The 12963-nt window shown below is 49.9% G+C and carries 10 protein-coding genes; 7 read left to right on the forward strand and 3 right to left on the reverse strand.

Features of this window, described 5'->3' with window-relative positions:
• Positions 1-232 precede the first annotated feature (232 nt).
• Together ppnN and queF are read right to left on the reverse strand one after the other, a co-directional pair.
• Complete coding sequence (ppnN, locus tag EQY_RS0103105) at positions 233-1597, reverse strand: nucleotide 5'-monophosphate nucleosidase PpnN (RefSeq protein WP_000628011.1); 1365 nt, start codon at positions 1595-1597, stop codon at positions 233-235.
• Positions 1598-1708: 111 nt separating this feature from the next.
• A complete protein-coding gene (gene queF / locus EQY_RS0103110; protein ID WP_000100577.1) occupies positions 1709-2557 on the reverse strand; it encodes an NADPH-dependent 7-cyano-7-deazaguanine reductase QueF in 849 nt (282 codons plus the stop codon).
• 67 nt (positions 2558-2624) lie between these two features.
• Here queF and syd point away from each other — a divergent pair, with 67 nt between their 5' ends.
• The 6 genes from syd (at position 2625) to gudD (ending at position 8576) form a co-directional block, all read left to right on the forward strand.
• The gene (gene syd / locus EQY_RS0103115) at positions 2625-3170 is read left to right on the forward strand and encodes a SecY-interacting protein (protein ID WP_000342418.1); all 546 of its coding nucleotides are present in this window, start codon (positions 2625-2627) and stop codon (positions 3168-3170) included.
• A 622-nt stretch (positions 3171-3792) separates the two neighbouring features.
• A complete protein-coding gene (locus tag EQY_RS0103125; protein WP_000207002.1) occupies positions 3793-4122 on the forward strand; it encodes a YqcC family protein in 330 nt (109 codons plus the stop codon).
• Positions 4122-4904, forward strand: a complete 783-nt coding sequence (truC, locus tag EQY_RS0103130) for a tRNA pseudouridine(65) synthase TruC (RefSeq protein ID WP_000890001.1) — start codon at positions 4122-4124, stop codon at positions 4902-4904. The genes EQY_RS0103125 and truC overlap by 1 nt, the downstream gene beginning before the upstream one ends.
• 17 nt (positions 4905-4921) lie before the next feature.
• A complete protein-coding gene (locus EQY_RS0103135) occupies positions 4922-5371 on the forward strand; it encodes a flavodoxin (protein WP_000807742.1) in 450 nt (149 codons plus the stop codon).
• Between the two features lie 419 nt (positions 5372-5790).
• Entirely contained in the window at positions 5791-7143 is a 1353-nt protein-coding gene (gudP, locus tag EQY_RS0103140; protein ID WP_000097076.1) for a galactarate/glucarate/glycerate transporter GudP, read from the forward strand.
• Positions 7144-7235: 92 nt separating this feature from the next.
• Complete coding sequence (gene gudD / locus EQY_RS0103145; protein WP_000098242.1) at positions 7236-8576, forward strand: glucarate dehydratase; 1341 nt, start codon at positions 7236-7238, stop codon at positions 8574-8576.
• A 234-nt stretch (positions 8577-8810) separates the two neighbouring features.
• On the opposite strand, the gene barA is transcribed toward gudD, so the two are convergent.
• Entirely contained in the window at positions 8811-11567 is a 2757-nt protein-coding gene (gene barA / locus EQY_RS0103150; protein ID WP_000186436.1) for a two-component sensor histidine kinase BarA, read from the reverse strand.
• A gap of 56 nt (positions 11568-11623) precedes the next feature.
• Here barA and rlmD point away from each other — a divergent pair, with 56 nt between their 5' ends.
• On the forward strand, positions 11624-12925 hold the full coding sequence (gene rlmD / locus EQY_RS0103155; RefSeq protein WP_000046796.1) for a 23S rRNA (uracil(1939)-C(5))-methyltransferase RlmD: 1302 nt from the start codon (positions 11624-11626) through the stop codon (positions 12923-12925).
• Positions 12926-12963: the final 38 nt, after the last annotated feature.

Below are 12963 nucleotides of genomic sequence, written 5' to 3' on the forward strand. Positions count from 1 at the left end.
CAATACTTTTAGTTAATCATGATAAGAATTTCTTTTTCACAGTAATAAAATGCGGTTTATGAAAGCAGGTAAACGTTTGCGTGGCAATATAAATTGTATGACATATTAATATTGGTGATATTAAGTGTCTTATGATGCGTTGAAACATTCAGATAACAAATGAAATGGATTGGTGAGTGAGTGACCAAATAAGAGAAAAGCCCGGCAACAAACGTTACCGGGGGAGGGGAGATTAGGTGCAGATTTCGTAGCAAGGGATGTAGGCTGAGCCAGGCAACTTCATACGGTGCTGGGCGACAAAACCTTGAAGCAGGTCGTCCATACGACGCATTATCTCTTTATCACCGTTGATTTTATAAGGCCCAAACTCTTCAATGGCGCGAATACCGACTTCTTTTACGTTACCCGCCACAATACCGGAGAACGCACGACGCAGGTCAGCAGCCAGCACTTCAACGGGTTGATCCGGGTACAGTTTCAGATTAGCCATGTTCTCGTGAGACGGCTCAAACGGCATTTGCAGATCTGGCGCAATGCGCATTGACCAGTTAAAGCTGTAAGCATCACCGGTGTCACGGCGATTTTCTTTCACCAGCGGCATCGATTTTTTCATCTGACGAGCGACTTCAGCAGCGTCATCAATGATAATGCGGTAATGGCGGCGCGCGTTTTCTCCCAGCGTATGCACGACAAACTCGTCCAGTACGCGGAAGTAATCGGCGCTCTCTTTCGGACCGGTGAGGATCAGCGGTAAGACCTGATCTTTATTTGCCGGATTCATCAAAATTCCCAGCAAATAGAGCAACTCTTCTGCCGTACCCACACCGCCAGGGAAGATAATGATGCCGTGAGCGATACGCACAAACGCTTCCAGACGTTTTTCGATATCCGGCATGATGATCAATTCGTTGACCAGCGGGTTAGGCGGTTCAGCAGCGATAATCGACGGCTCTGTCATACCAATAAAACGGCTGTCTTTGTAACGCTGCTGAGCGTGACCCACTGCTGCGCCTTTCATCGGCGCTTCCATCGCTCCTGGACCACAACCGGTGCAGATATTTAACTCACGCAGACCCAGCTGATTTCCGACGCGACGGGCATATAAATACTCGTTTTCGTTGATTGAGTGACCGCCCCAGCACACAACCATATTTGGCGCTTCGCCGACATGCAGTGCGCGAGCATTACGCAATATAGAAAAGACCAGATTAGTAATGTGGACAGAGTTGTCGAGATTCAGGTTTGGAAAACGAACGGTGTTATGGATTTGCCCATAGACGAAGAGAATGTCGCGCAGAACAGCGAACAAGTTGGCCTGCAAGGCGCGAATAATGCGCCCATCGACAAAAGCGTCTTCCGGGGGATTGATCAGTTCTAACTTAACGCCACGTTCACGGCGCAGCACGTTAATGTCAAAACTTTCAAAACGAGACAGCAATTCTTTGCTGTTATCGGTCAAACTACCGGAGTTCAGAACAGCAAGTGAACAGTTGCGAAACAGTTGATAGAGGTCGCTGCTGGCGGTGCGTTTAAGCATATCCACTTCCAGCTGCGACAACATATCCATGGAGCCAAGCGGGCTAATATGTGTAATCAAGAAAAACTCCTTATGGGACGAATATCGTCATTCCCTTTGATTACAATAGCCCTGCATGATGGCCTTTCACAACTCTATGCGTGAATCCAGTACGCAAAAATGAGAAAAAATTTATTGTCGTACCAGTCGGGTCGTCGATGGGACAAAGTCGCTATTGCTACGCCAGGGGTTAATGTCCAGGCCGCCACGACGGGTATAACGCGCATAGACGCTTAATTTCTCTGGCTGGCAGAAGCGTAGCAGGTCATTAAAAATACGCTCTACGCATTGCTCATGGAACTCGTTGTGATGACGGAAAGAAACCAGATAGCGCAGCAGTTTTTCCCTGTCAATTTTGTGTCCACGGTACTGAATTTGGATTGACCCCCAGTCTGGCTGATGGGTGATCAGACAGTTTGACTTCAGCAAATGGCTGACTAGCGTCTCTTCCACCACTTTTTCACCGCTGGCGGCATTCTCAAGATAGTCAGTGGTAAATTCATAGTTATCGATAGCGATATCCTGCTCATCAATGCAGGTGCCATTGAAATGTCCCACCGGCTGGCCTTCCAGTTCATCAAGACGATATAAGGCCACGCTAACCTTACCCTGGGCACAGGTGCTTAAATCGCGCTCCAGCGTCTGGCGCACCTCCTCCCAGTTATTAAAACGCGTCTGGTTAAAGCTATTGAGATAGAGCTTAAAACTCTTCGACTCAATCAGATTTACGCTGGTGTAATCAAGTTCAACATGACCGACAGCGACCTGTGGCAAACCTTTGGCATTCAGCCAGGAAAGCTCATACAGCGTCCAGATATCCGCGCCGTGAAAAGGCAGGTTATCCGCTTTCAGGCCCAGAGGATCGCGATTCAGACTACGCGGAACGCCTTGCAGCAGGCTGGCGTCATAGGTATCCCGGTAATCGGTTGATTTTCCGAGAGTCAGGCCCGCAAGTGCCTGATGGTTTGTATAAGAAGACATGTTTCACCGTCATAAACCAGATAAACTAAACGACAAGTGTATCTGGTTTAAGTGAAGAGAGAAATTAGTGGACGATTTGACCGCACATGCCCTGAAAGATTTTACTGCACGCTACTGCGATGCGTGGCATGAAGAGCATAAAAGCTGGCCGTTAAGTGAGGAGCTGTATGGCGTGCCTTCACCATGCATTATTTCAACCACCGATGACGCCGTATACTGGCAACCCCAGCCGTTTACCGGTGAACAAAATGTAAACGCGGTTGAACGGGCGTTTGATATTGTGATACAACCCACAATTCATACATTCTATACAACCCAGTTTGCCGGGGATATGCATGCGCAGTTTGGCGATATCAAACTGACATTACTGCAAACCTGGAGCGAAGACGACTTCCGCCGGGTGCAGGAAAATCTGATTGGTCATCTGGTGACTCAGAAACGGTTAAAACTGCCGCCCACGCTATTTATCGCAACACTGGAAGAAGAGTTAGAGGTCATCTCGGTGTGTAATCTCTCTGGTGAAGTGTGCAAAGAGACGCTGGGAACGCGTAAACGGACGCATTTAGCCTCAAATCTTGCGGAATTCCTTAACCAACTTAAGCCTCTTCTGTAATCCAAATACCCCGTCTGGTTGTGAGAGATCTCTTACAGACCCTGTAGGAGATCGCCAGGAAATAAGCGAATACTCAAACAGATAAGAATCGATATTTTTATTTATAATCAATAGATTATATGAAATTTCTTAACTTTCATATGAAATTATCCTTAAGGCTTTGTCTGTAAGCGCCTTGTAAGACTCAGCGAAAAAGACGATTCTATCTTCGTCGACAGGGAGTCAGACAACGAAGTGAACATCAGGATGATGACACTTCTGAAGGACACGCCAGGACGGTGTTTCAGGGAAAGGCTTCTGGATGAAGCGAAGAGGAAAACGCTGGATGCGTTAAAGGACACCTCCAGGATGGAGAATGAGAACCGGTCAGGATGATTCGGTGGGTCAGGAAGGCCAGGGACACTTCAGGATGAAGTATCACATCGGGGTGGTGTGAGCAGGAAGCAATAGTTCAGGATGAACAATTGGTCGCAAGACCAGAGGAAAAGTTGTCAAGGATGAGCAGGGAGCAACAAAAGTAGCTGGATTGCTGCGAAACGAACCGGGAGCACTGTGAATACAGTGCTCCCTTTTTTTATTCCTGCTATCCTTCGCGGCAGTTTTTTCTTATTGAGGTTGCTTTATGACCACTCATGACCGCGTTCGTCTTCAGTTGCAGGCGCTTGAATCGTTACTGCGTGAACATCAGCACTGGCGAAACGATGAGCCCCAGCCGCATCAATTCAACAGTACCCAACCGTTCTTTATGGACACCATGGAACCACTGGAGTGGTTGCAGTGGGTGCTTATCCCACGAATGCACGATTTATTAGATAACAACCAGCCATTACCGGGGGCATTTGCCGTGGCGCCGTACTATGAAATGGCGCTGGCGACGGATCACCCGCAACGCACGCTTATTCTGGCGGAACTGGAAAAGCTGGATGCCCTTTTTGCGGATGACGCAAACTGATGCTGGAAATACTCTACCAGGATGAATGGCTGGTTGCGGTAAATAAACCGTCCGGCTGGCTGGTCCACCGTAGCTGGCTGGATCGCGATGAGAAAGTGGTGGTCATGCAAACCGTGCGTGACCAGATAGGCCAGCACGTGTTTACCGCGCATCGCCTGGACAGACCTACTTCCGGCGTATTGCTGATGGGACTGTCCAGCGAAGCTGGACGGCTGCTGGCACAACAGTTTGAACAGCATCAAATCCAGAAACGTTACCATGCGATAGTTCGTGGCTGGCTAATGGAAGAAGCGGTGCTGGATTATCCACTGGTGGAAGAACTGGACAAAATCGCTGATAAATTTGCCCGTGAAGATAAAGGGCCACAGCCAGCGGTGACGCATTATCGCGGTCTGGCGACGGTGGAAATGCCAGTCGCAACCGGACGTTACCCGACCACGCGCTACGGCCTGGTGGAACTGGAGCCGAAAACCGGACGCAAACACCAGCTCCGCCGCCATCTTGCCCATTTGCGTCATCCAATTATTGGCGACAGCAAACATGGCGATTTACGCCAGAATCGCAGTGGGGCTGAACATTTTGGCCTCCAGCGGTTAATGCTACATGCCAGCCAGTTATCATTGACGCATCCGTTCACCGGCGAACCGCTGACTATTCACGCGGGTCTGGACGACACCTGGATGCAGGCGTTATCACAATTTGGCTGGCGTGGTCTGCTTCCTGAAAATGAAAGGGTTGAGTTCAGTGCGCCATCAGGTCAGGATGGTGAGATAAGTTCCTAATCCAGGGAGAAAACGGTATGGCGGAAATTGGTATTTTTGTGGGCACCATGTACGGAAATTCACTGTTAGTGGCGGAGGAAGCGGAAGCAATTCTGACTGCGCAGGGGCACAAAGCCACGGTGTTTGAAGATCCAGAATTAAGCGACTGGCTGCTCTATCAGGACAAGTTCGTTCTGGTGGTTACGTCCACGACCGGGCAAGGCGACCTGCCTGACAGCATTGTGCCGCTTTTTCAGGGAATCAAAGATAGCCTCGGTTTTCAGCCGAATCTTCGTTATGGCGTAATTGCGCTCGGCGACAGTAGCTATGTGAATTTCTGCAACGGCGGCAAACAGTTCGATGCCTTGTTGCAGGAACAGAGTGCGCAGCGGATAGGGGAAATGCTGCTGATTGACGCCAGTGAGAACCCGGAACCGGAAACGGAATCAAACCCGTGGGTCGAACATTGGGGCACGCTGTTGTCCTGACAAATTGCCGTTTTAAGCAAACTGAATCGAATCCTTTCAGGCAAATGCCAGTAAAAACTTGCAAATGTGACGGTTTTTTACTGGCGTTTGCCTGGAGTCAAGCGATCCATTTCATACTCTTCTTTATTTCTCCGTTATAACCCTTCCTTTCTTGTTCTTGTTTTCATTTCCGTGAAGTTGATTCCACCGTCCAGGGCTAATGCCAAAATCGGGCCTCATTGAACGCATTAATGTTGTGTTGTTGCACGGTGAGCCGCTATGGCGCGCTTTTTATACTGCTATTGCCAGATATAAACACGCGCCGCATTCGGCGAACGACCTATAAAAACGGCAAAAAACACCCTACGTCACCTCTGATTTCCTGGCGGTATTGCAGTCCAGAGTGAGCGTGGCTAACGCGAATTTTCAGGAGTGCAACAATGAGTTCTTTAAGTCAGGCTGCGAGCAGTGTGGAAAAACGCACGAATGCTCGTTACTGGATAGTGGTGATGTTGTTTATCGTCACATCCTTCAACTACGGCGACCGCGCTACGCTCTCTATCGCCGGTTCAGAAATGGCCAAAGATATCGGCCTTGATCCCGTGGGAATGGGTTATGTGTTCTCTGCTTTCTCATGGGCTTATGTAATAGGGCAGATCCCAGGTGGCTGGTTGTTGGATCGCTTTGGTTCAAAACGCGTCTACTTCTGGTCGATCTTTATCTGGTCGATGTTTACCTTGCTGCAAGGCTTCGTCGATATCTTTAGTGGATTCGGCATTATCGTTGCCCTGTTTACGCTGCGTTTCCTGGTCGGGCTTGCTGAAGCGCCCTCTTTCCCCGGCAACAGTCGCATTGTAGCGGCTTGGTTTCCTGCGCAGGAAAGGGGAACGGCGGTGTCGATTTTTAACTCCGCACAATACTTCGCAACGGTTATCTTCGCGCCGATTATGGGCTGGCTGACTCATGAAGTGGGCTGGTCACACGTTTTCTTCTTTATGGGCGGTCTGGGCATTGTCATCAGCTTTATCTGGTTGAAAGTCATCCACGAGCCAAATCAACATCCGGGCGTAAATCAGAAAGAGCTGGACTACATTGCTGCGGGCGGGGCGCTGATCAATATGGATCAGCAAAACACCAAAGTTAAAGTGCCGTTCAGCGTGAAGTGGGGGCAGATCAAACAGTTGCTAGGTTCGCGGATGATGATCGGCGTTTATATCGGTCAGTATTGTATCAACGCCATGACTTACTTCTTTATCACCTGGTTCCCGGTTTATCTGGTGCAGGCGCGTGGGATGTCAATTCTGAAAGCGGGCTTTGTGGCTTCTGTTCCGGCGGTTTGCGGTTTTATCGGCGGTGTGCTGGGTGGAATTATTTCTGACTGGCTGATGCGTCGCACGGGTTCGCTGAACATTGCGCGTAAAACGCCGATCGTGATGGGCATGCTGCTGTCGATGGTGATGGTGTTCTGTAACTACGTCAACGTTGAGTGGATGATCATCGGCTTTATGGCGCTGGCCTTCTTCGGTAAGGGCATCGGGGCGCTGGGTTGGGCCGTAATGGCAGATACCGCGCCAAAAGAGATTAGTGGTCTTTCCGGTGGCCTGTTCAACATGTTCGGTAACATTTCTGGCATCGTCACGCCAATCGCAATTGGTTATATCGTTGGCACGACTGGCTCGTTTAATGGGGCGCTGATTTATGTTGGGGTTCATGCCTTAATCGCGGTACTGAGCTACCTGGTGCTGGTGGGCGATATCAAGCGTATTGAGCTGAAACCTGTCGCGGGAAAGTAAGATGATAACCCAGATTAACATCCCGGCTCCTGAATTTCTGACCGTAAACGTCCCGTTTTCGGCCGTCATTGATTCTGAATAAGGACATAAACATGAGTTCTCAATTTACGACGCCTGTTGTTACTGAAATGCAGGTCATCCCGGTGGCGGGTCATGACAGCATGCTGATGAATCTGAGTGGTGCACACGCACCGTTCTTCACGCGTAATATTGTGATTATCAAAGATAATTCTGGTCACACTGGCGTAGGGGAAATTCCCGGCGGCGAGAAAATCCGTAAAACGCTGGAAGATGCGATTCCGCTGGTGGTGGGTAAAACGCTGGGCGAGTACAAAAACGTTCTGACGCTGGTGCGTAACACGTTTGCCGATCGTGATGCTGGCGGGCGTGGTTTGCAGACTTTTGACCTGCGTACCACGATTCATGTGGTGACTGGAATTGAAGCGGCAATGCTGGATCTGCTGGGGCAGCATCTGGGGGTAAACGTGGCGTCGTTGCTGGGCGATGGTCAACAGCGTAGCGAAGTCGAAATGCTCGGTTATCTGTTCTTCGTCGGTAATCGCAAAGCCACACCGCTGCCGTATCAAAGCCAGCCGGATGATAAATGTGACTGGTATCGCCTGCGTCACGAAGAAGCGATGACGCCGGATGCGGTGGTGCGCCTGGCGGAAGCGGCATATGAAAAATATGGCTTCAACGATTTCAAACTGAAGGGCGGTGTACTGGCCGGAGAAGAAGAAGCCGAGTCTATTGTGGCGCTGGCGAAACGCTTCCCGCAGGCGCGTATTACGCTCGATCCTAACGGTGCCTGGTCGCTGAACGAAGCGATTAAAATTGGTAAATACCTGAAAGGTTCTCTGGCTTATGCAGAAGATCCGTGTGGTGCGGAGCAAGGTTTCTCCGGGCGTGAAGTGATGGCAGAGTTCCGTCGCGCAACTGGCCTGCCGACTGCAACCAATATGATAGCCACCGACTGGCGGCAGATGGGCCATACGCTCTCGTTACAATCCGTTGATATCCCGCTGGCTGACCCGCATTTCTGGACGATGCAAGGTTCAGTGCGTGTGGCGCAAATGTGCCATGAATTTGGCCTGACCTGGGGGTCACACTCTAACAACCACTTCGATATTTCCCTGGCGATGTTTACCCATGTTGCCGCTGCTGCACCGGGTAAAATCACCGCGATTGATACACACTGGATCTGGCAGGAAGGCAATCAGCGCCTGACCAAAGAACCGTTCGAGATCAAAGGCGGTCTGGTTCAGGTGCCAGAAAAACCGGGGTTGGGTGTAGAAATCGATATGGATCAAGTGATGAAAGCCCATGAGCTGTATCAGAAACACGGGCTTGGCGCGCGTGATGATGCGATGGGAATGCAGTACCTGATTCCTGGCTGGACGTTCGATAACAAGCGTCCGTGCATGGTGCGTTAAGACAGAAAACCAAAACCGGCTCTGTCTGGAGCCGGTTTGAGACTGATGTCAAACGCAAAAATTGCTTGATGCGCTGCGCTTATCAAGCCTACATGATTTTTTAATTCATTGAATTTAATTGGTTTTGTAGGCCGGATAAGGCGTTAACGCCGCATCCGGCATAAACACAGGCACTTTGCCCTCAATCAAAAACCGACTTCATAAGAAGCCGGTTTTTACTCGATAAAATATTTATTACCCAAGAATTTTGCTGGCTTCTCGCGCCACATTATCCATCTCGTCCAGCAATTCCAGAAGCTCTGGCTCCAAATCTTCTTCTTTAGTACCGCTGCGTAGCTGTTGTTCAATCAGCTGGCAGAGATTCTTCATACGCGGCACACCGCTATAGCCGCAACTGCCATGCAGTTTATGAATTAAATCAACCAGACCTTCCGGGTTTTCTCCAACCAGTTGTTCCTCAACTTTGTTGCGAACTTCTGGCAGGAAATCGAGCAACATTTGCAGCATATCGCGCGCTAAATCGGTTTTTCCTGCTGCCTGGCGTAGTGCCAGTTGCCAGTCGAGGGTTGCATTCTGGTTCACCACAATTTCGTTCACTTCTGGCGTTACGACGCGAGAGGAAATACCGCTGCCAGGCTTGTAGCGCAACAGCAAATTATGCAATCGCTCTTCTTCAATCGGTTTTGCCAGATAATCGCTCATCCCCGCGCCAAGCAGTTTCTCTTTTTGCCCTGCCATCGCATGTGCCGTTACCGCGATAACCGGCGTTTGCTGCTGATGTGGGAGCTGGTGGATGAGTTCGCACGCCCGAATGCCGTCCATGTCCGGCATTTGAATATCCATTAAGATTAAATCGAACGGCATCTGTTTTGCTCGTTCAACGGCCTGATGCCCGCTATCGCAAAGCTCCACATGTTGCACCATATCTTCCAGCAACGCGCCGATAAGTTTCAGGTTAGCGGGGTTGTCATCAACCGCCATGACTGTCATTGCCAGCTTACTTTCATCGGTAACAGGCAAAAGTGTGTTTTGTTTGTGATGACAAAATTCCGTCAGTGCTGGCAACAGGCGCGTAGGCGTTAACGGTTTCAGTAGACACGCGCCGATACCATCTTGCTTGAGTTTTTCGGCATTGACCTGTGCATGACAAGGAAGCGCCAGCATCAGGAAATCGGTCATTGACACCGCTTGCGCCAACCGCTCATGTTGTATCGTCAGCGGCTCGCGGAAGGTCACTGCAATCCCTAACAACATCATGTCGTAATGCGCGGGAGGCAGCGCGGAGAACGTTGGGCTATAAACCACTTCCAGCGGCGTTTCACTTAAAATATCCAGCGTACATTGTGCTGCTGCGGAGTTCGGTTCGACATAGGCAAGACGCTTACCGGCGAGGCACTGGGTAGATGGCCCTTCGATAATAATATTCGGGTTCAGATCGAGATTAATGTGGAACCAGAAGGTAGAACCGCGATTCGGCTGGCTATGGAACGAAATATCGCCGCCCATTTCATTAACCAGTTTCTGTGTGATCACCAGCCCCAGCCCGGTGCCACCATGACGGCGGGAAATACTGGCATCAGCCTGTCGGAAGGCCTGGAATAAGCGCGATTGATCGCGTTCAGGAATACCAATACCGGTATCACGAATCTGCACTTCAATCTGCACTTTGGTATTACTTAGCGCACGTTTTTCTACCAGAATATCAATGTTGCCATTCTCGGTGAATTTAATCGCATTCCCCACCAGGTTAGTGATGATTTGTTGTAAACGCAGTGGGTCACCAATAACGTTATCGGGCACGTCGCTTTTAATATTGAGCGTTAATTCCAGCCCTTTATCGTGAGAAGAATGTGCCAGCAGGGTAACGACTTCATCCAGCGTGCTACGCAATGGGAACGGAATACTTTCCAGAATCAGCTTGCCCGCTTCCAGTTTCGAGAAGTCGAGAACATCATTAATAATTGCCAGCAAATTATTTGCCGAACGTTCAATGGTATTCAGGTGATCGCGCTGTGTTGGCGTTAATTCTGTTTTCAGCGTCAGGCGGGTAAAGCCAATAACACCATTCAGCGGTGTACGCAGCTCATGTGACATATTCGCCAGAAACTCGGATTTAATACGTGCCGCTTCCTGGGCGCGCTTTTTCGCCAAATCCAACTCAACGTTCTGAATTTCCATTTGCTCTAGCGTTTCCCGCAGATCGGACGTCGCCTGGTCGATATTGTGCTGCATCTCTTCGTGATAAGCTGCCAGCGACATTGCCATCGAGTTGATACCGTTTTTCAGCATATCCAGCTCGCCGAGCATAAATCCTTCCACCCGGCTGTCGAGTTGCCCACGACGGATGCGGTCGACGGTATTCACCATGTTACGAATTGGACCGGTTACATCGCGCATTAAGCGCCAGCCAAAAATAAGCGCAATACCGATACAAAACAGCATCATCACACTGGAAATAAAGATCTCTTTATATTGCTGCAAGCGAACCGATTTAAGATCCAGCTCAAGCGCAATATATCCCAACATATTCTGGCTATTTTTGGCATCACTACTGGGCGATTCGTCGGGGGAATAACTCTCAGAAATAATCGGTGTGCGCAGGATCATAATGTCGCCGTCACGTGTGACAGTGAGCTGGCGAGGAAACGGCACGTTGCTGCCGAGCTGCATTGATGAAGGATCAAGATGAAAATTGGAGGTGACAAAGAGTCGGTTATTTTCATCATAAACCGAAATCGCGCGAACAATATCGGAATGGCGACGATGCAGTACGCTTATTAACTGACCGATAGATTCGCGATTTTGCAGGCTCATGCCATATTCGGTAGAAACGGCAAGTGGCTCAATAATGCTGGCACCGGCATCTTCCAGTTGACGCTGCAAGTCGTTATAGCGGTGTACGACGAAAAAGATACTCAGCAATAAACCAATAAGGACGGTCGGTGCCAGGATCAGAATCATCATGCGTGCGCGCAGGCTGTAGTTGGTCATGGAGTTCCGTTATGGGACAATTAAGGTCACACTGTTAAATTGAGAAAGTCTCGCCAATGGCGCAATTCTACTCTGCAAAACGACGCACGACGACGCGTCAGATCATAACCGTTTCAGTCAACGACCTCGACTCTTTTGGTCAGGGCGTGGCGCGACATAACGGCAAAACGCTATTTATCCCCGGATTATTGCCGCAGGAAAAAGCGGAAGTTACTGTTACTGAAGATAAAAAACAGTATGCCCGCGCTAAAGTCGTACGGCGGTTAAGCGACAGTCCGGAACGCGAAACGCCACGCTGCCCTCATTTTGGCGTATGCGGTGGCTGTCAGCAACAACACGCCAGCGTGGATTTACAGCAGCGAAGCAAAAGTGCGGCGCTCGCCCGGTTAATGAAACACGACGTATCTGAAGTGATCGCCGACGTCCCCTGGGGCTATCGGCGTCGTGCGCGTTTAAGTCTGAACTATCAACCTAAAACACAACAACTCCAGATGGGATTTCGCAAAGCGGGTTCCAGTGACATTGTCGATGTTAAACAATGCCCTGTTTTAGTGCCCCAACTTGAAGCATTGCTGCCCAAAGTCAGAGCATGTCTGACGAGCTTACAGGGAATGCGCCACCTTGGGCATGTTGAACTGGTGCAGGCAACCAGCGGCACGCTGATAATTTTGCGCCATACCGCACCGCTAAGTTCGGCTGATCGCGAAAAACTGGAACGCTTTTCGCATTCTGAAGGCCTGGATCTGTATCTCGCCCCCGATAGTGAGATACTCGAAACGGTCACTGGTGAGATGCCCTGGTATGACTCAAACGGGTTGCGCTTAACTTTTAGCCCGCGTGATTTTATTCAGGTCAACGCGGGCGTGAATCAGAAAATGGTGGCGCGCGCGCTGGAGTGGCTGGATGTGCAACCTGACGAGCGCGTGCTGGATCTGTTCTGCGGCATGGGCAATTTTACGCTGCCGTTAGCCACTCGTACGGCAAACGTAGTGGGCGTAGAAGGTGTTCCGGCACTGGTGGAAAAAGGCCAGCAGAATGCGCGCCTTAATGGCTTACAAAATGTGACGTTTTATCACGAAAATCTTGAAGAAGATGTCACAAAGCAGCCGTGGGCGAAAAGCGGCTTCGATAAAGTGTTGCTGGACCCAGCGCGAGCAGGTGCCGCAGGTGTTATGCAACAAATTATAAAACTGGAACCCATTCGTATAGTTTATGTATCCTGTAACCCTGCAACGCTGGCTCGGGATAGCGAAGCGTTATTAAAAGCAGGATATACCATTGCGCGGCTGGCGATGCTGGATATGTTCCCACACACGGGACATCTGGAATCGATGGTACTTTTCTCGCGCGTAAAATAGTTACGATTTGCTGATTTCGGCAGGTCTGGTCCCTAAAG

The sequence above is a fragment of the Escherichia sp. TW14182 genome (assembly GCF_000208525.1).
Taxonomy (GTDB): Bacteria; Pseudomonadota; Gammaproteobacteria; order Enterobacterales; family Enterobacteriaceae; genus Escherichia; species Escherichia ruysiae.